Origin of the sequence: Streptomyces sp. NBC_00250, from assembly GCF_036192275.1 — a bacterium.
Taxonomy (GTDB): domain Bacteria; phylum Actinomycetota; class Actinomycetes; order Streptomycetales; family Streptomycetaceae; genus Streptomyces.
In genome coordinates, this window is the sequence record NZ_CP108088.1 from 1,963,181 (window position 1) to 1,981,617 (window position 18,437).

Below are 18,437 nucleotides of genomic sequence, written 5' to 3' on the forward strand. Positions count from 1 at the left end.
TTACGGGGTGTAGGACTTCGCGGCGTCGGCGACGAAGGGCTGACGGACGGTGCGCATGCCGCCGGGGACCTTCTTGTCCGGCTGGATGATGACGGACTCCCGGGACGACGGGGCCTTGGGGTCGCCGAGGTCGTGGCTCATCCCGAAGCCGGCGTCGTAGGACGTCAGCGTCAGGAGCGCCTTGTCGACACCGTCACGGGTGAGGTCCTTGCTCTCGCAGGCCTTCTTCAGGGCCTCGCCGAAGACGCTCGCCGCGGTCCAGCCGGCGACGATGCCGTTGTCGAGGGAGTCGCTCGGGTAGGCGGCCTTGTAGTCGGCGACGAGCTTCTTCGCGGTCGGGGTGTCCGCGCCGATGGGGAGGCTCGGGGAGGCGAACCAGTACATCTTCTCCAGGGCGGGACCGGCCTGGGTGCCGAGGAGCTGCGGGGCGAAGGCAGAGTTGTTGCCGATGACGGGCACCTTGAGGCCGGTGGCGGCGGCGACCCCGACGAGGGAGGCGGCCTGGCGGGGGCCCGCGCTGATGACGATGCCCTTGACCCCGGCCTGCTTGAGCGCCGCGACCTGCGCCGACATGTCGTTGTCGGTGGGCTTGATCTTCTGCTCGACGACGGTCAGGCCCGCCTTCTCCGCCGCGTACTTCGAGCCCTTGAGGGCGTTCTCGCCGTAGTCGCCCTCGAAGTAGACGTGGCCGAGCTTGTCGCCCGACTTCAGGCCCTTCTCCTTGAGCAGGAAGTCGACGGCGTTGATGGTCTCGACGTCGTACGTGGCGCCCAGGACGCGGATGTACGGGGAGCCCAGCAGCGAGGCCGACCAGGCCTGCGGGAGGACGAGGCCCTTGTCCTTGACGTCCACCCGGGGCTTGACGGCGGCGACGAACGGGGAGCCGATGAACTGGGCGTAGCCGACGACCTTCGGCTCCAGTTCGGTGTAGGCGGCGAGGGCCTTCTGCGGGTCGTAGCCGTGGTCGCGGACGGTCAGCTCCAGCTGTCGGCCGCAGATCCCGCCGGCGGCGTTGACCTGCTTCACGTACAGCTGCTGGGCCTGGGTGACGCTCTTTCCGAGGGTGGCGTACACGCCGGTCATGTCGGTGAGCGCGCCGAGCGAGATCGTCTTGTCGGTGACGCCCTCGCCGGTCTTCACCCCGCCCGCGCCGGTCTGCTTGCCGTCGCCGGTCTTCGCCTTGGAGCTGCATCCGGCGGCGGTGAGGGCGACCAGTGCGGCGAGCGCGGCGGCCAGGCCCCGCACGGCCTGTCGTCTGTGGGTCATCGTGTCTCCCCTGAGGGTTCGGTGGTGGTAGGGGTGTGCGTGGGGTTCTTGGGGCTCTTGCCGCTTCCGGGTTTCCCGGGCCTTCGGGCCGCGAGCCGGGCCAGGCCTCCGGGCAGGAAGAGCACCACCGCGACGACGGCGGCGCCGTACAGGTAGCGCGCGGCCTCCCCCGGTGCGATGCCGCCCGTTCCCGGGGCGGAGACCAGCGGGAGCGCGTCGCTGTAGCGGTTGAGGAGCTGGGGCAGGAGGGAGACGAAGACTCCTCCGGCCACCGCGCCCGCGACCGAGCCGAGGCCGCCGATGACGATCATCGCCAGGTATTCGAGGGAGAGAGCCATGCCGAAGTACTCCGGCACCGTGCGCTGGAAGACCAGGGCGAGCAGGACGCCGGCGAGGCCCGCGTACATGGAGGACAGGACGAAGACGGCGGCGCGGTAGCGGGCGACCGGGATGCCCATGACGCCGGCGGCGATCCGGTGGTCGCGGATGGCGTTCATCGCGCGTCCGGGGCGGCCCTTCAGGACGCCTCGGGCGAAGAGCACCCCGCCGAGGAGCAGGACCAGTCCGAGGTACCAGAGCTTCTCCACCGCCCCGAACGGCACCTGTGCGACGAGGAGTTCGGTGTCGTCGAAGGTGAGGCCGAAGAGGGAGAGCGGCGGGACCGCGCGGCCGTTGTACCCGCCGGTGAGGTCATGGGCGTTGAAGAGCACGTGCTGGCCGATGAAGATCAGCGCGAGGGTGGCGATGCCGAGGTACGCGCCGCGCAGCCGACCCGCGATGGGGCTGAACACCCCGCCCGTCAGGCCCGCGAGGGCGACCGCGAGGACGGCGGCGAGCCAGCCGGGCAGGCCGAGCCCGGCGAGTCCGTCGGTGCCGTCCCCGGCGAAGGCGCAGTAGCCGTAGGCGCCGACGGCGAGGAAGAAGGCGTGTCCCATGGAGAGTTGGCCGGTGGCGCCGGTCAGCAGGTTGATGCCGATCGCGCCGAGGGCGGCGACCATCGCGAACAGTCCGGCCTGGAGCCAGAACCGGTCGAGGTAGAAGGGCAGGACGAGGAGGACGAGGCCGGCGGCGACCCCTCCGTACAGCGCCGGGGTGCGGACCCGCAGGCCGCTCCGGGCGAGGGTCTCAGACACGGGCGAGCTCCTTCGTGCCGAAGAGTCCGGCCGGGCGGATCAGGAGCACCCCGACCATGACGAGATAGGGGGCGAGGTCGCCGATCCCGCGGCCGAGGAACGCCAGGTCGCTCTGGTAGCCGGTGGCGAGGGACTCGGTGACGCCGACGAGGAGGCCGCCGACGAGGGCGCCCGTGGTGGAGTCGAGGCCGCCGAGGATGGCGGCGGGGAAGGCCTTGAGCGCGGCGAGCGAGGTCGCCCGCTCCAGGCCCGGGGTCGGGAAGACGGTCAGGAAGAGCGCGGCGACGGCGGCGAGACCGCCGGCGACCGCCCAGGCGCCGATCGAGACCCGGCCGAGCCGGATGCCCATGAGGGCGGCGGTCTCCTGGTTCTCGGCGGCGGCCCGCATGGCGACGCCCCAGGAGGTGTACCGGAAGGCCAGCAGGAAGGCGGTGATGAGAAGGGCCGCGGCGAGCAGGGCGGCGATCCGGGTCTCCGCGATGGTGACCCCGCCGACGGTGACGACGGCGTCGCCCCAGGGGTCTCCGAGGGCGAGGATGTCGGTGCCGATCCGGCGGGTCAGCTCGGTGGCGAGCAGGATGTCGACGCCGATGGTGACGATGGCGAGGACGCTGTGGTCGCCGCCCCGGTGGCGGCGCATCACGAGGAACTCGACGGCCGCGCCGACCACCGCCGCGCCGGCGATGCCGGCGAGCAGGGCGGGCCAGAAGCCGATCTCGTCGTGGAGGACGGCGGTCACGTATCCGCCGGCCAGCAGGAGGGAGGCGTGGGCGAAGTTGACGACCTCGGTGGCCCGGAAGATGACCACGAAGCCGAGGGCGATGAGGGCGTAGATCGAGCCCAGTGAGATGCCGTTGATCAGGAACTCGGCGAAGGTGCTCACGCGGCGGACTCCTCTCCGAGGTAGGCGCGGACGACCGCCGGGTCGTTCTGGACGTCGGCGGGTGCCCCGTCGGCGATCCGGCGGCCGAAGTCGAGGACGGTGACGGAGTCGGCGAGCCGCATCACCAGGCCCATGTCGTGCTCGACGAGGAGCACCGAGATGCCGAGGCTGTCGCGGACCCCGGCGATGACCGAGGCGGTACGGCGCCGCTCGTCCGCGGTCATGCCGGCGACGGGCTCGTCGAGCAGCAGGAGCTTCGGCTCCATGCAGAGGGCGCGGGCCAGTTCGGCGAGTTTCTGCTGCCCGTACGGGAGGGAGCCCGCCGGCCGCCCGAGCTGCTGCTCCAGGCCGACGAAGGCGGCGATCTCCCGGACCCGGGCTCGGTGGCGCGCCTCCTCGCGGGCGGCGGAGGGGAGCCGCAGTCCGGCGGCGACGAAGCCGGTACGGGTCAACCGGTGGCGGCCGAGCATCAGGCTGTCCTCGACGGTGGCGCGGGGCGGCAGGGCCAGGTTCTGGAAGATCCGGCCGACGCCGAGGTCCGCGATCCGGTGCGGGGGCAGGGCGGTCAGCTCGTGCGGGCCGAGGTGAACGGAGCCCTCGGTGGCGCGGTAGACGCCGGAGAGGACGTTGAAACAGGTGGACTTCCCGGCGCCGTTGGGCCCGATGAGGGCGTGCACGGTGCCGGGCCGGACGGTGAAGCCGACGCTGTCGAGGGCGGTGAGGCCGGCGAAGCGGACGGTGAGGTCGCGGACTTCGAGAGCGAGTGGTGCTGCGGGGCCGGGGGCGCCAGGGGTGGTCGCTGCTGGGGGGACGGGAGCGCCGGGGGTGGTCGCTGCTCGGGGGCCGGGGGCCGTGGGGCCGTCGGGTCCGGGCTCCGGATCGGGTCCCGGGGGCTGGTGCGGTGTCGGCCGTGCTGTCATCGGGCTTCCTCCCAGCGGGACAGGACCGGGTGCGTGGCACGGGCGCGGGCCGCGTCGGCGGCGGCGTCCTCGTCGACCACGCCCAGATAGCGGCGGCGTACCTCGTCGGAGGCGGCGAGTTCGTCGGCCGGGCCGGAGAGGGTGACCTCGCCGACCTCCAGGACGTACGCGCGGGAGGCGAGCCGCAGCGCGAGCGCCGCGTTCTGCTCGACGAGCAGCACCGCCGTGCCCTGGGCGTTGATCTCCCGGACGGCGTCCGCGATCCGGGCCGCCATCAGCGGGGCGAGCCCGAGCGAGGGTTCGTCGAGCAGGAGCAGGCCCGGTCCGGCCATCAGGGCCCGGCCGACGGCCAGCATCTGCTGTTCGCCGCCGGAGAGCAGCCCGGCGGGCTGGCGGGCGCGCTCCGCGAGGACCGGGAAGAGCTCGTGGACCCGGCGGAGCGCGGCGGCCTTCGCCGTCCGGCCGCCGCGTCTGCCGAGCGCTCCGGCGCGCAGGTTGTCCTCGACCGTCATCCGGGCGAAGACCTGGCGGCCCTCGGGCACTTGGGAGACGCCGGCCGCGACGACGCGGTCGGGCGGCAGCCCGTCGAGCGGCCGGCCGTCGCGGCGCACCGTGCCGGAGACCACGGCGCCGCCGTGGAACCGCAGGGTGCGCGAGACCGCCCGCAGCAGCGTCGACTTGCCGGCTCCGTTGCCTCCGAGGACGGTGACGATCTCGCCCGCCGGTACGGTCAGCGACACCTGCCGCAACGCGCGTACCGGTCCGTATACCGCCGTCAGGTCCGTCACCTCGAGGGCGGGTGCGGTACCTCCCATGGTTCCCCTTTTCCGGGTTTCCCGGCCGCTTCTTGTTACTCGGCCGTTCGATGGCGCTCACCCCAACACCGCGCCGGACCGCGCGTCCACGGCCCGCGGCCGAATCGCTGCCGGTGACCAGCGGGCGCGCCGAAGGGCTGTGCATGCGCACAACGCTGCGCGTCAGGGCTGTGCGGCGGGGGCCGGGGCGGTGGATCCTCCGGGCATGGGACGGCGCAGACGGCGGACCGGTGACGACTGGAAGGTGCTCGCGCTGGCGTGCACGGCGCTTCTGGAGCGGGTGCCGGAGCTGGTGGACGAGCATCTGAGGGAACTCCACGCGTACGAGCCCGCCTACGGGCGGATCCTGCCGTACGACCGGCACTGGCAGGAGGCCGAGGAGGCGATGCGGATCGGGATCGAGATGATCTCGGCGCCGCGCAACTCCCCCCGGCGCGACCTGGAGCACGCGGACGAGATGGGCAGGCGGCGGGCCGCGCAGGGCATGCCCCTCGAACTGGTGGTGCACGCCTACCGGCATGCCGGGCACCTGGTCTGGGACGCGCTGATCGAGGGCGCGGGGGCGGACACGGCGCAGCTCGCGGCGCTGATGCAGTCGGCGACGACGGTGTGGTCGGCGGTGGACGCGCAGGCGGACACGGCGTCGGAGGCGTACCGGACGACGGAGCTCGAACTGCGCCGCCGCACGGACGAACAGCTCCAGGCGCTCCTGGACGCGCTGCTCCAGGGCCAGCGCTCGCCCGAGCTGATCTCGCGGGCGGCGGCGGGCCTGGACCTGCCGGAGCAGGGGCGGTACGCGGTGGTGGTGCTGCGCTACGACCGGCGGGAGGAGCGGGAGCCGTTCCACCGACAGGTGCAGGGCGAGGGGGTGCGGTTCCTGTGGCGGATGGGGGCCGACTGCGAGCTGGGGGTGGTGGCGCTGGCCGGGGACACCGGTCTGGACGCGCTGTCGGAACTCCTGGACGGGCGGTGCCCTGGCCCCGGCGGGATCAGTCCGGTGGTGGTGGGGCTGACCGAGCTGGGCCGGGCGCGGCGGCTCGCCGAGCTGGCGCTGCGGACGTGTCCGCCGGGCAGCCGCGAGATCGTACGGCTCGACCGGCGGATGGCGGGCGCCCTGGTGGTGGGCCAGCCGGAGGTGGCGAGCCTGCTGGTCTCGGACGTCCTGGGGGGCCTGCTCGAACTGGACCCGGCGGACCGGGCGGTGCTCCTGGAGACGCTGGACGCGTGGCTGGAGTGCGAGGGGTCGGCGGGACGGGCGGCGGGACGGCTGTACTGCCACCGGAACACGGTGTTCAACCGCTTGCGACGCCTTGAGCAGCTGACGGCACGGTCGTTGTCCCGGCCGCGGGACCTGACGGAGATGACACTGGCCCTGGACGCGTTCCGGCTGACGGCCTCGGGGGGTGCTGTCTGACGGCTTCGGGCGCCGACGCCGTCCGGCGGGCGCGGCCCCGGGTGGCCGAACGGACCTGCCAGGATGGGCCCGTGACGATCACTGTGGACATACGTACGAACCGCCCCCGGAGCAGGATCTTCGGGCGGGCGCTGTTGGCCGGGGCGGTGGCCGCGGGAGTCTGCTGTCTGGTGGGGCCCGAGCTCGCCGAGTCGACCCGGCTGCTCGTCCTGGTCACCGCCTTCGAGCACCGCTGGCCGAGTTTCCTGGTGACGGTCGTGCTGCTCGGCGCGGCGGTGCGGCTCCTCTCGGACCGGCCGGCGCTCCGGAGGCGGGTGCTCGCGGTGTGCGCGGCCGCGGTCGTCGGTGTCGTGTGGTTCCGGGCGGTCGTCTTCCCGATGATCGGCGCGGGCTGGCAGGAGACGGGCCGGACGGCGGCGCCCGGGGGCGTGGACCGGTACCTGGTGGTGGAGGAGGGCGCTGCCATGATCGACCCGCTGTGGCGGGTGTCGGTCGTGGACGGGTCGGGGCTCGCGGCGCGCCATTGGCCGGTCGGCTTCTTCAACGGCGACACCGCCGAGGGCGTACTGGAGCAGGTGGAATGGTCGGGGTCCGACGCCCTGGTCGTCACGACCGGTGACGGGGTCACGACCGTGCGTCTGGACGCGCGCGACGGGAGGCCGGACCGGGAGCTGTCGGTGCCGTAGGCGAGCTGTCCGTGCCGTAGGCACCGGCCGGGGCGTCCGTCGTCGGCAGCGCCCGGGGATGCCCGCGTCGGGGCCCCTTGGGAGGGCCCCGAGACGGGTTCCTAGGCCAGGAAGTCCCCCGCGATGCGGGCCGCCGTGTCCTCCAGGAGCGGGCCCGCGTTCGCGATGCACTTGGCGGTGTCGGGCTCCAGGTCCGTCAGTGCGTACGCGCGGCGGATGCCCGCCGTGCCCAGGGCCTCCGGCGGGAGGGCCAGGCGGCCGCAGACCGCGACGACCTCCTTGCCGGCGGCACGGGCCGCCGCGGCGACGCCCGCCGGCGCCTTGCCGTGGAGGGTCTGCTCGTCGAGGGAGCCCTCGCCGGTGATGACCAGGGTCGCGCGGTCGAGGGCGGGGGCGAAGCCGAGCACCTCCAGCATCAGCTCGATGCCGGGGCGGAAGCTCGCGCCCAGGATGAGCGCGCCGTAGCCGATGCCGCCCGCGCCGCCCGCGCCGGGGGCGAGGGCCGCCTCGGCCGCCTTGGGGCCGATGGCCTTCTCCAGGACGGTGGCGAAGTGGGCGAGCGCCGCGTCCAGGGTGCGGACGTCGTCCGGGGTGGCGCCCTTCTGCGGCCCGTAGACGGCGGGGGCGCCCTTGGGTCCGGTGAGCGGGTTGTCGACGTCGCTGGCGAGGATCAGGTCGACCGTGGCGAAGCGGGGGTCGAGGCCGGTGAGGTCGGCCGTGGCGAGGTCGGCGAGGGCCGCACCGCCGGGTCCCACGGGCGCGCCGGACGCGTCGAGGAAGCGGGCGCCGAGGGCGGCGAGCATGCCGGCGCCGCCGTCGGTGGTGGCGCTGCCGCCGACGCCGAAGACGACGGTGGTCGCGCCGGCGTCGAGTGCGGCGCGGAGCAGCTCACCGGAGCCGTAGGTGGTCGAGGTCAGCGGGGCGAACACACCGGGCGGGAGGAGCTGGAGGCCGGAGGCCTCCGCCATCTCGACGACCGCGGTGGTGTCGCGCAGCGCGAAGGCCGCGGTGACCGGTTCGCCGAGCGGTCCCGTCACCTGGACCTCGCGGCGTTCGAATCCGGCCGCGACGGCTGCCGCGACGGTGCCGTCGCCGCCGTCCGCGACGGGCAGTGTCTCCACCGTGAGCTCCGGGACGACCCGTCGCAGTCCTGCTGTGACCCGCTCCGCGACCTGTACGGCCGTGAGCGAGCCCTTGAACTTGTCGGCCGCCACGAGCACGTGAGCGACCTGAGTTGCTGCCCCGTCCGTCACCTTGCATCCCTTGCTTTCGAACGTGCAGTCGCGCCGAGGCCGACCCTATCCGTACGGCCGGACGGCGTGCCACCCCCAGATAGACGCATATTTCGCACGATAGTGGGGTCACCTGCGTACGGAGCCGACCGAACGGACCCCACCCGAGCAGTGCCGGTGCTGTGCTGCGACGCCGGACGCCGCGAGCCCGGCCTGATCGGCAAGACACCCCCTAGGGCCTTCGGCGCGCGGTCGGGCGTCGGATTCGGTAGACCGGAGGTATGGGCCTCACGCACGGGGAACGACCCCACCCGGAGCTCGCCCACGGGGAGCTCGCGGACCGCGTCCTGGGCGGCTGGACCGGCCGGATCGCCGGAAACATGCTCGGCAAGCCCGTGGAGCGGGGTGACCACTGGACCCGGGACCGCATCGACGCCTATCTCCGGCTGACCGACGCACTCCCGCTCACCGACTACCTGCCGCCCCCACCCCCGGGCGCCGCCGGTTTCGAGCTCCGCCCCGAGTGGGAGCGGTGCGTGCGCGGCGGGATCGAGGGCAGTTGCCGGGACGACGACATCGACTGGTCGATCCTGGGGCTGCACCTTCTGGAGACGTACGGTTCCGGCTTCACGACGGAGCAGGTGGGCCGGGAGTGGCTGCTGCGGCTGCCGTACCTCCAGACCTTCACCGCCGAGCGGGCCGCGTACCGGAACCTCGCCAACGGGCTGAAGCCGCCGCTGACCGCCACGTACGACAATCCGTACCAGGAGTGGATCGGTGCGCTGATCCGGGCCGACGTCCATGGCTGGACCAGTCCGGGTGATCCACGCCGGGCCGCCTCGCTCGCCCGGCGGGACGCGGTCCTCTCGCACTCCGGGAACGGGGTGTACGGGGCGATGTGGGCGGCGGCGCTGATCGCGGCGGCCTTCACCGCGCCGGACGTCGGGTCCGCCCTGGAGTCGTCCCTTGAGCGGATCCCGGCGAGCTGCCGGCTGGCCCGGACCGTACGGGACACGATCGCGCTGTACGAGGCGGGGCTGGAGTGGCCGGACACCCTGACCACGCAGGCGGAGCGGACGGCGGGGCTCGGCTGGATCCACACCGTCCCCAACGCGGCCGTGCTCACCGCCGGACTCCTGTACGGGGAGGGGGACTTCACCCGCACGATCACGCTGACCGTACGCGGGGGCCTGGACACGGACTCCAACGGGGCGACGGCCGGTTCGGTGGCGGGGGTGATGTGCGGGGCGGCGGCCATCCCGCCGCAGTGGTCGGAACCGCTGCGGGACCGGGTGCGCAGTGCCGTCTTCGGTTTCGACGGGGTCGGCATCGGTGAACTGGCGGAGCGGACCGTGCGGTTGGCCGAGCGGGCGGGGTGAAGGGACGGCGGTCACGACGAAGGGCCCGGCCGGAGAATCCGCCTCCGACCGGGCCCTTCCGGGTCACTTCGCGCCCGTTTCCTCACATCCCTCGCCCTGCGCCCCCAGGGCGACGCGGGTGTCCGTGTGCAGAGGGAGGGGGACGACGAAGAGGTAGCAGCCACCGGGCGCTCCGGCCGAGTCCTCGTAGGTGACCGCGATCCTGATGGCGGTCTCGTCGGCCTCCTGGCGGTACGGGCGCGAGCCCACCGCACGTCGGACGTCAAGCACGCTCAACTCGCCGTCGCGGGCGGCCGATTCCAGCCGCTGCCGGTCCCTCTCCGCCCGCGTCGGCCCCGGGGTCTCCTCGGGCTGGGGACGGGCGAGGCCGCCGACCATCGCGTTGGCCGCCAGGAGGCCGATGACGACCAGGAGGACGGCACCGACGACGGCCCAGACGCACCCGCCCACGAGAAGGCGGGTGCGTCGGCCGGGTTCCTCGGACACGTCAGGGGCTTCCGACGTATCCGATGGCGTTCAGGCGCTGGCGCATGACGTCAGCGTATCCGGTGGTGCCGGCGCTCTTGGGGTGGAACGCCTCGCGGCTGAGGCACTTGCCGCCCAACGCACCCCACAGGCAGACCCCCGGCTGCGCGGCCGGGTCGCCGAGGTGGAAGTCGCCGTCGCCGTTGGGGCCGAGGACGAACTTGTTGATCCACTCCGGGTCGTCACAGCCACTGTGGCCGACGAACGCGTCCACGGGGTTGGCGTACTGGATCTTCTTCCCCGCGGCGCGCATCTTGTCCACGAGCGCCTGCTGCTTGCCGTTGGCGTAGTTGACGAGCTCCGCCAGGGCGGCGACCTCGGTCATGTCGTAGTAGAGCGAACCCCCGCACTTCACGGTCCGGCTGAGCAGCTCGGGGTAGCCCATCAGGACGATCTGGGCCTTGTCGGCCTGGAACTCCACGTCGATGAGGACGTCCTCCAGGTTGCCGATCATGGTGTCGACGATCGCCTTGTACGTCGGCAGGAAGTCCGAGTCGGCGCAGTTGGTGAGATTGCCGCACTCCGTCATGGCGCTGGCGAAGCCGGCCCCGTCGTTGCCTCCGAGGGTCATCATGACCAGTGTCGTGTCACTGCTCAGGACTCCGGACTCCGTCTGCCTGACCTCGCCGAACTGGCCCTCGTTGTAGGGCTGCGGCCCGTTGTATCCGTTCGACAGATAGGCGACGTTCCGCGTCATCGCGCCGGAGCACGCGACGAAGCCCAGGTCGGCTGCGGACCCGTAGGTGTCGGCGATGGCACCGAGGGACTCGCTGGTGCCGGGCAGCACCAGCTTGCGGGCCCAGGCGTTGGAACTGCGCCGGCAGGCGTTCCACTCCGAGGTGCCGTGGTCCTTGTCGCTCTCCTTGGAGTAGGACCCGGCCCCCTCACCGGACGTGAAGGAGTCGCCGAGGACCGCGACGATGTGCTTCGGCTTGGCGGCCAGCGGCTGGAAGGCCACGGCGTCCCAGGCCACGTCCGCGTCGCCGGTGCCGTCCTCGGTGAGGCTGCCCAGCTTCACGCGGGGCGTGCCGGAGACCTTGTACACGCCCAGCGTGACCCAGGTGTTGGCCTTGTACTCCTGGCCCAGCACTCGGTACCGGGTGAAGTTGCCGTCGCCCAGGTCGATCTCGTACCTGGCCTGCTGGGTGTGGGCGCCGTGGTCGGGGATGTGGACCATGATCCGGACCCACTGGTCGAGGGTCCGGCCCAGGGTCCAGGTGCCCTCGGTGGCCAGTCGCAGCCCGTCCGTGTCGGGCTTCCGGGTGTGGGTGAACCAGAAGTGGTCGCCGTACCCGGCGCCGATCTGGTGCAGGTCGATCTTGCCGGGGTAGGTGCCGTTGGATTCGGCGAAGTTGAACGAGAACGAGCCGGCGGATGTGCTCGGTCCGCAGGTGTGTCCCGATTGACCCATCGGTGTGACGCCGTTGGCAACGTCGTCGACGATGAGCGAACCGGACGGCAGACCGGAGGAACACCGCGGCGGGTACGAGGAGTTCTCGTTCGGCTGCTCGGGATAGTCGGCGTTGTTGAAGCGGTGGACGGGGTTTCCGCACTCGGCGGCCGCCTCGCAGTTCTTCCACGTCACCGCCTCGTGCCACCAGCACTTCAGGTAGAGCGGGTTGGTCTCGTCGGGGTCGCCGGGCAGGGTGCACGGGCCCATGCCGGTCTTGTTGGAGGCACCGTCGACGATCTTGCTCTGGTCGCAGTCGTTGGACGCGGTGCAGAAGAGCATGTTCGGGGGCTTGGCCCGGGTGCGGGCCGGGTTGTTGTTCCACCACGCGGCCCGGTAACCGGCCTGCATGTCACCCGGCTTGAACAGCGCCGAGATCGGTCGGGCCGCCCAGCCGATGACCTTCTCCTGGTACGGCCATTCCTGCGGCCGCGCGGCGTGCGAGTAGTCGTCTCCGCCGGAGGAGGACTCCAGGAACGGCAGACGGTTCTCCTTCCACAGCGGGTTGGCCGGGTTGTTGGTCCAGCCCACGCCCCACTTGCCGCCGTTGCTGCCGGCCGCGGACTGCGGGTGGAAGCCCGAGTTGTAGGCCCACAGGGCGAAGAACCAGTTCTCGATGTACTTCGGCTTGCCGCCGTTGACGGTCATGCCGGCGATCCGGGTCTCGTTCCACTTGGAGGCGAGGATCTGGGCGCCGTACGCGATGTTCGCCGAGTAGTCGAGCGCCGCGGCCTCCTTCTGCGCCGCCGACAGCTGGGTGTCGGAGACGCGCATGCCGTCGGTGGCCTGGGTGATGCCGTAACCGCAGTCGGCCTTGCCCCAGTTGACGGCCCACGGGTCCGCCTGGTTGCCGCTGGCGGAGTACGCGATGCCGTAGTAGTTGCCGATGAGGGGGTTGCCGGAGACGCCCGGGACGACCGTCCGGGCGGCCTGCCACATGTTCGACTCCTGCGCGGTCACACCGAGCAGGATCTGGGCCGGGATGTGGTACTCGTCGGCCCGGTCGACCACACCGTTGGGGTCGCCCTCGAGGACGGGCAGCGGGAAGAGCACCTGCGGGCTGTACGGGGACATCCCGGTGTTGTTCCAGTTGGCGGGGCGGTTGGCCCACATGTACAGGCCGTCGATCACGGCCTGGTCCACGGCCCACTCGGCCTGGCGAGGCGTCGGCTGCAGGGCCTGCTTGCGCACGTCGCCGCGGGGCACGGCGCACATCCGCTCGGCCTCGACCGGGTTCGTGGGCGAGCCGGCCGCGGCGGCCAGGGCGGAGCTCGTCGCCGTACCGGCGGCCGAGGTCCTGGCGCCGGACGTCGTCTTCGCGCCCGGCGTCGTCTTCGCCGTGCCCGCGGAGACGGTCAGCGCGGGCGAGGTCCTGCCGCCGGACGCGACCTGCTGAGGAGCCACGGGCTCGGCGCCGGGCTCGGTCTCCAGGGTCACCTTCGCGCCGGTGTCGAGGACGCTCAGCCGGGTGCGTACGGAGCGGGGCTCGTCGGCCGTCTCCTGGGAGGCGAGCGGCGCGTCGGACCCGGGAGCCCAGGAGGTCCCCACGGCGGCGTCGCCGAGGGTGGACATGCGGTCGTCCTTGGCGAGCGTGCCGGGGTTCTTCACCGCCTCGGGCAGCGTGCCCTGGGTCGTCGCCTTTCCGGTGACGTACACCGTGCCGTCGACGGTGGAGGACAGGTCCCAGCCGACGAGCGGGCCTCGCGCGAGGGTCGCCGGGGCGGCCTTGCCCTGACGGATCTGCCGGGCGTCGACGCGGCGGGCCACGCTCTCGTCGGCGGTCGCCGAAGTGGCCTGGGCGCCGGTGGACTTGGCACCGGCGGACTTGACGCCGGCGGTCTTGGCACCGGACGCCTGGGGAACGCGCTCGATGTAGGTGACGCCGCCCGAGCGGTCGGGGCGGAGCTGGAAGGGGATCGAGGCCGTGCGGGCGATCTCCGTCTCGCGTCCGTCGGTGCCGATGCGGACCAGGCGGTTGCCGTGGGCGGCGATGATGCCCTGGTCGGTGGGGACCGCGGAGGTGACCTGGCCGTCGAGGCGCAGCGGCGCGGAGCTCTTGCCGGTGGCGGTGTCGACGCTGATCAGACGGGTGGCGTTCTGCTTCTCGCCGTCGTGGGTGAGCTGGGTGAGGACGGCCTTCTCGCCGGTGCCGCAGCCAGGGGAGAAGTAGGCGAGCGAGGCGGTGCTCGCCAGCTTGGTGACCTTGCCGGTGGTCAGGTCCACGACGGCCGTGAAGGCGCCGCGGGCCATCAGCTCGGGCTTGTTGGTGAAGGTGCGGGGCGCGTACGCCACCACGGCCCGCTTGCCGGAGCGGGTCAGACAGGCGTTGCCGATCCAGGCGTCGGCGTCGAAGCCGGGCTCGTAGAGGGTGGCAGCCGTCTTCCAGGCGTAGCCGTCCTTGGCGTCGGCGACCAGGACGTGGAAGCCCTGGGCGTCCCCGGACGTGGTCCACGCCCTGTCCTTGGACGTGCGGTACCCGGAACCGATGGTCTTCGCGCGATCGGCGGCGGGAACCCGGTCGGGGGTCCCCGTGCCGCCGGGCTTCGTCTTCGTCTGCGGCGACCAGCCGGCGGCGGCGCCGGGCGGCGGGGTGTCGGCGGCCAGGGCGAGGCCGGGGAGGAGGCCCACGAGGAGCGCGGTGGTCGCGGCGGCCGTGGTGAAACGGGCCGCCGTCAGACTGCTGCGACCGCGTCCGGCGGAGCCGCCGGACGCGGTCGATCCACTACGTCTTGACGGACGTATACGAGGTGGCACAGGTTCTGTCCTTTACACAAGGGGAGGATGGTGCGGGACACAGCCGGTGGTGCGTGAACCTCAGTGGTTGATGTCGACCACGATGCGGTTCGGGGCGGTGAGCTTGAAGATCCGGTACGAGGAGTGGTCGCCGAGGGCCAGTCCGATGTGGAACGCGCGCGCCTCGGGGTCGACGATGTCGGTCAGGCCCTGGCCCTTGAGGCTGGGGAAGCCGTACGTCTGGAAGTCCGGGCTGTTGTACACCGACGTCTGGTTGGCGAAGTCGTAGCGGGTCGCCGGGGAGAGATAGATCTTCAGGTACTGCGCACCCTGGATCGGGACGACGTGCTCGTTGGTCTCGTCGCCGCAGCAGGTCAACGGAGTCGTCTGGACGCTCGTCGTCCAGGTGGGGATGGCACCCTCGCCCAGGTCGATGACGAAGCGGTCGAACTCCGGGTGGGTGGCGGCGCGTACACCGAGTACGCAGATCCCCTGGCAGTCCGGGGCGACGGTGACGGCGGCCGTCGCCGCGGAGCCGGTGGCCTGGGCCTGGGGTGCTGCCAGACACAGCATGCCCATCGCGAAGGCGGCGACGGACGCACCGAGTCGGGCGGTTCTCTTGACGCGCATGGTGAGTTCTCTCCTGTTGCCGGTCTGTTCGTCCACAGATGCCCGCCATGTGCATGCCACACGGGAGCCGGTCGCACCCTACTTCGATCATGGTCGGAGCAGCAGCGGAATTATGAGAGGGAATCAGGCCGGAGAGTGTCAGGAGATCACGGTGCTCAGCCTCGCGCGGCGCTCAGCCCCACGGGTACTCAGCCCTGCGGAGGCTCCGGCGGAACGATCTCGCCGGTGCGCCCGGCCTCGTCGCGGCTGACGGCTCGCGCCTCCGTGCGGTGTCCACGGGCGATGTAGTCACGGACGACCGCCTCGACGGCATCCTGGGGGTTGCCGATACCGGCCAGAACCATGACTTCCACGACGAGTTCGGCGTCGAGCGCGATGTTGACCTTGGCCATGCCCGGAACCTACACCGCGAGGCGCCCCGTCAGAAGAGGGTGGCGTCGCGCCCCGACTCGAAGGCCAGCAGCCGCTGTTTGCGGTCGAGCCCGCCCCCGTAGCCGGTGAGGCCGCCGCCCGCTCCGATCACCCGGTGGCAGGGGACGATGACGCTGACCGGATTCTTGCCGTTGGCGAGGCCCACGGCACGGGAGGCACCCGGATTGCCGAGCAGCTCGGCGAGTTCGCCGTACGTACGGGTCTCCCCGTACGGGATGCGGCACAGCTCACCCCAGACCCGGAGCTGGAACTCGGTGCCGACGAGGTGCACGGGGAGGTCGAACTCCGTGAGTTCGCCCGCGAAGTAGGCGTCCAGCTGGCGGATCGCCTCGCCGAAGGGGCGCGGGTCGGACTCGCCGAAGGTCTCCTCGGACGGACGGTGGCGCTGCCCCGTCATGTGGACGCGGCTGAGGACGCCGTCGACGGCGACGAGGGTCAGCGGCTCGTACGGGCTGTCCACGACGGTGTGCCGGACGGTGGGGGCCATGGCGGTTCAGTGTCCTTCGCTGGGCAGGTGGTTGATCGGGTGGTCGTCGGTCGCCCAGAGGTACTGGACGGCGTACGCGCGCCAGGGGCGCCAATGCGCCGCGCGGGCGGTGAGGGCGGCCGGGGTGCCGGGCAGTCCGAGTCCTTCGGCGGCGCGCCGGACGCCGAGGTCCCCGGGGAGGAAGGCGTCGGGGTCACCGAGCGCCCGCATGGCGATGATCTCGGTGGTCCAGGGGCCGAACCCGGGCAGCGCGAGCAGCCGGGCGCGGGCCTCCTCGCGGTCGTCGGCGGGACCGAGGGTGAGGGAGCCGTCGGCGAGCGCCCCGACCAGAGTGAGGAGGGTGGTGCGCCGACTGCGGGGCAGGGCGAGCGTCTCGGGGGCGAGGGCGGCGAGCGCCTCGGGGCTCGGGAAGAGATGGGTGAGGCCGCCCTCGGGGTCGTCGACGGGGGTGCCGTGCGCGGTGACGAGCCGGGCGGCGTGGGTTCGGGCGGCGGCGGTGGAGACCTGCTGGCCGAGGACGGCCCGTACGGCGAACTCGGCGGGGTCGACGGTCCCGGGCACCCGGCGGCCCGGCGCCGCGTCGACGATCGGCGCGAGCAGCGGATCGGCGCGCAGCCGCTCGTCGACGGCGACGGGATCGGCGTCGAGGTCGAGGAGGCGGCGGCAGCGGCTGATGGCATGGGTGAGGTCGCGGGGGTCGGTGAGGGAGAGGCGGCAGGCGATGTGGTCGGCGCGGGGCGCGAGGGCGACGATGCCGTGGCCGTACGGAAGGTTCAGGGTCCGCCGGTAGGCGCCGTCGCGCCACTCCTCGACGCCGGGGACGGCGGTCGCGGCGAGGTGGCCGAAGAGGTTGGAGGGCTCCAGCGGCGTGCGGAACGGCAGCCGGAGGCTGATCACGCCCGGGGTGGGGGCCCGGTCGGGGGCCGGGCGGGCGGCGCGGGCGCGCAGCTCGCCGGGGGTGAGCGCGAAGACCTCGCGGACGGTGTCGTTGAAGGTGCGGATGGCGGAGAAGCCGGCCGCGAAGGCGATCTCGCCCAGGGGCATCGGGGTCGTCTCGATGAGGACCCGGGCGGTCTGGGCGCGCTGGGCGCGGGCCAGGGCGAGCGGGCCCGCGCCCAGCTCGGCGAGGAGCTGGCGTTCGATCTGGCGGGTGGACCAGCCGAGCCGCTTGGCGAGCCCGGGGACGCCCTCCCGGTCGACGACCCCGTCCTGGATGAGCCGTACGGCCCGGGCGACGGCGTCGGCGCGGACGTTCCACTCGGGCGAGCCGGGGCTGGTGTCGGGCCGGCAGCGCTTGCACGCCCGGAATCCGGCGCGCTGGCAGGAGGCGGCGCTGGCGTGGAACTCCATGTTCTCGGGCTTGGGCGGGACGACGGGGCAGCTGGGCCGGCAGTAGATCCGGGTGGTGCGGACGGCGGTGAAGAACACGCCGTCGAAGCGGGCGTCCTTCGACTGGACGGCCCGGACGCAGCGCTCGGTGTCGGTGTGCATGCGTCCAGGATCGGGGACGGACGGCTCGCGGGCTGGCGAGAAAACGACATGGTGGTCGGACGGCCGTGGTCGTGGCCGGGCGCCCCCGGACCCGCCGGCGTGCTCAGACCGTGACGGTCCGGTAGTGGGTGGTGACCCTGCCGTCCTCGCCGAGGACGTGGAAGGCGAGCGCCGGCGGCTGGTCGAAGTGGACGTGCGGATGGGTCACCGGGCGCTCCCAGGGCAGCCGGATCGAGGAGACGACGCCCGGGGCGACGAGCAGCGGGCGCCCGGCGAAGGTCGTGGCGGCGGCGGTGTGGGCGTGGCCCGCGAGGAAGGCGGTGAGGTGGGGATGCCGGTCGGCGAGCGCGGCGAGCCGCTCCTCGCCGAACTGCCGGATCTCGTCCACGTACGGGGTGTGCAGCGGGACGGGCGGGTGGTGGAAGCCGACGAGGACGGGCACCTCGCGCGGGGTCCCGGCGAGGACCCCGTCCAGCCACTCGATCGTCTCGTCCTCCAGGAAGCCCTCGTCCTTGCCGGGGACGGAGGAGTCGCAGAGGGCGATCACGAAGCCCTCGCCCCGGAGCACCTGGTTGACGGGGGCGTACGGGCGCGTTCCGGGCGTCTCGGGGAGGAGGACCTTCCGGAGGGCGGCGCGGTCGTCGTGGTTCCCCGGGCAGACGAGCAGCGGGTGACGGGAGGTCAGCAGCTCCCGCACGACGGCGTATTCGTCCGGGGCCGCGTGGTCGGCGATGTCCCCGGTGACGAGCACGGCCGCCAGGTCGTACGGCAGGTCCTCCAGGTAGCGCATGACCGCGCGGGTGCGGTCGGCGCTGCGCTGCTCCAGGTCGACATGGATGTCGCTGACATGGGCGATGACGATCACGTGACTCGGTCCTCCGTACGGTCGGTGGGCGGGTGCCCGGCCGACCGTACGATGATCACGGTCCGTGCCGTAAGGGCCGCTTCGCGAGCGGTGGCC

General features: G+C 72.7%; 16 protein-coding genes. 3 read left to right on the forward strand and 13 right to left on the reverse strand.

Features of this window, described 5'->3' with window-relative positions:
- Genes OG259_RS08805 through OG259_RS08825 form a run of 5 tightly spaced genes read right to left on the reverse strand, consistent with a single transcriptional unit; the run spans nt 1 to nt 5,017 of the window.
- Nucleotides 1-1,266: an ABC transporter substrate-binding protein gene (locus OG259_RS08805; protein ID WP_328941743.1), complete on the reverse strand. Its 1,266-nt coding sequence runs from the start codon at nt 1,264-1,266 to the stop codon at nt 1-3.
- Nucleotides 1,263-2,399 (reverse strand): branched-chain amino acid ABC transporter permease, encoded by a 1,137-nt coding sequence (locus OG259_RS08810; RefSeq protein WP_443051935.1) that lies wholly within the window; start codon nt 2,397-2,399, stop codon nt 1,263-1,265. Before OG259_RS08810 ends, OG259_RS08805 begins: the two co-directional genes overlap by 4 nt.
- Nucleotides 2,392-3,282, reverse strand: coding sequence for a branched-chain amino acid ABC transporter permease (locus OG259_RS08815; RefSeq protein WP_328941744.1), 891 nt, complete (start codon nt 3,280-3,282; stop codon nt 2,392-2,394). The genes OG259_RS08810 and OG259_RS08815 overlap by 8 nt, the downstream gene beginning before the upstream one ends.
- Nucleotides 3,279-4,202: an ABC transporter ATP-binding protein gene (locus tag OG259_RS08820; protein ID WP_328941745.1), complete on the reverse strand. Its 924-nt coding sequence runs from the start codon at nt 4,200-4,202 to the stop codon at nt 3,279-3,281. The genes OG259_RS08815 and OG259_RS08820 overlap by 4 nt, the downstream gene beginning before the upstream one ends.
- The gene (locus OG259_RS08825; RefSeq protein ID WP_328941746.1) at nt 4,199-5,017 is read right to left on the reverse strand and encodes an ABC transporter ATP-binding protein; all 819 of its coding nucleotides are present in this window, start codon (nt 5,015-5,017) and stop codon (nt 4,199-4,201) included. The genes OG259_RS08820 and OG259_RS08825 overlap by 4 nt, the downstream gene beginning before the upstream one ends.
- A 205-nt stretch (nt 5,018-5,222) precedes the next feature.
- On the opposite strand from OG259_RS08825, the gene OG259_RS08830 reads away from it, so the two are divergent.
- The gene (locus OG259_RS08830; protein ID WP_328941747.1) at nt 5,223-6,431 is read left to right on the forward strand and encodes a PucR family transcriptional regulator; all 1,209 of its coding nucleotides are present in this window, start codon (nt 5,223-5,225) and stop codon (nt 6,429-6,431) included.
- A 71-nt stretch (nt 6,432-6,502) separates the two neighbouring features.
- Nucleotides 6,503-7,117 carry a hypothetical protein gene (locus OG259_RS08835; protein ID WP_328941748.1) on the forward strand — a complete coding sequence of 205 codons (615 nt, stop codon included), beginning with the start codon at nt 6,503-6,505 and terminating at the stop codon, nt 7,115-7,117.
- Nucleotides 7,118-7,218: 101 nt separating this feature from the next.
- Here the strand turns inward: OG259_RS08835 and OG259_RS08840 are convergent, their stop codons facing one another.
- Complete coding sequence (locus OG259_RS08840) at nt 7,219-8,370, reverse strand: glycerate kinase (RefSeq protein WP_328941749.1); 1,152 nt, start codon at nt 8,368-8,370, stop codon at nt 7,219-7,221.
- Nucleotides 8,371-8,630: 260 nt separating this feature from the next.
- Here OG259_RS08840 and OG259_RS08845 point away from each other — a divergent pair, with 260 nt between their 5' ends.
- Nucleotides 8,631-9,728: an ADP-ribosylglycohydrolase family protein gene (locus tag OG259_RS08845; RefSeq protein ID WP_328941750.1), complete on the forward strand. Its 1,098-nt coding sequence runs from the start codon at nt 8,631-8,633 to the stop codon at nt 9,726-9,728.
- 63 nt (nt 9,729-9,791) lie between these two features.
- Here the strand turns inward: OG259_RS08845 and OG259_RS08850 are convergent, their stop codons facing one another.
- The 7 genes from OG259_RS08850 to OG259_RS08880 all read right to left on the reverse strand — a co-directional run bounded on the left by OG259_RS08850 (nt 9,792) and on the right by OG259_RS08880 (nt 18,341).
- The gene (locus OG259_RS08850) at nt 9,792-10,214 is read right to left on the reverse strand and encodes a hypothetical protein (RefSeq protein ID WP_328941751.1); all 423 of its coding nucleotides are present in this window, start codon (nt 10,212-10,214) and stop codon (nt 9,792-9,794) included.
- 1 nt (nt 10,215) lies between these two features.
- A complete protein-coding gene (locus OG259_RS08855; RefSeq protein ID WP_328941752.1) occupies nt 10,216-14,331 on the reverse strand; it encodes an SGNH/GDSL hydrolase family protein in 4,116 nt (1,371 codons plus the stop codon).
- A gap of 186 nt (nt 14,332-14,517) precedes the next feature.
- Entirely contained in the window at nt 14,518-15,066 is a 549-nt protein-coding gene (locus OG259_RS08860; protein ID WP_328941753.1) for an AMIN-like domain-containing (lipo)protein, read from the reverse strand.
- Nucleotides 15,067-15,254: 188 nt separating this feature from the next.
- Nucleotides 15,255-15,458, reverse strand: coding sequence for a type II toxin-antitoxin system VapB family antitoxin (locus OG259_RS08865; RefSeq protein ID WP_328941754.1), 204 nt, complete (start codon nt 15,456-15,458; stop codon nt 15,255-15,257).
- A 29-nt stretch (nt 15,459-15,487) separates the two neighbouring features.
- Nucleotides 15,488-15,985: a methylated-DNA--[protein]-cysteine S-methyltransferase gene (locus OG259_RS08870; RefSeq protein WP_328941755.1), complete on the reverse strand. Its 498-nt coding sequence runs from the start codon at nt 15,983-15,985 to the stop codon at nt 15,488-15,490.
- Nucleotides 15,986-15,991: 6 nt separating this feature from the next.
- A complete protein-coding gene (locus tag OG259_RS08875) occupies nt 15,992-17,476 on the reverse strand; it encodes an AlkA N-terminal domain-containing protein (RefSeq protein ID WP_328941756.1) in 1,485 nt (494 codons plus the stop codon).
- Nucleotides 17,477-17,579: 103 nt separating this feature from the next.
- The gene (locus OG259_RS08880; protein WP_328941757.1) at nt 17,580-18,341 is read right to left on the reverse strand and encodes a metallophosphoesterase; all 762 of its coding nucleotides are present in this window, start codon (nt 18,339-18,341) and stop codon (nt 17,580-17,582) included.
- Nucleotides 18,342-18,437 lie beyond the last annotated feature (96 nt).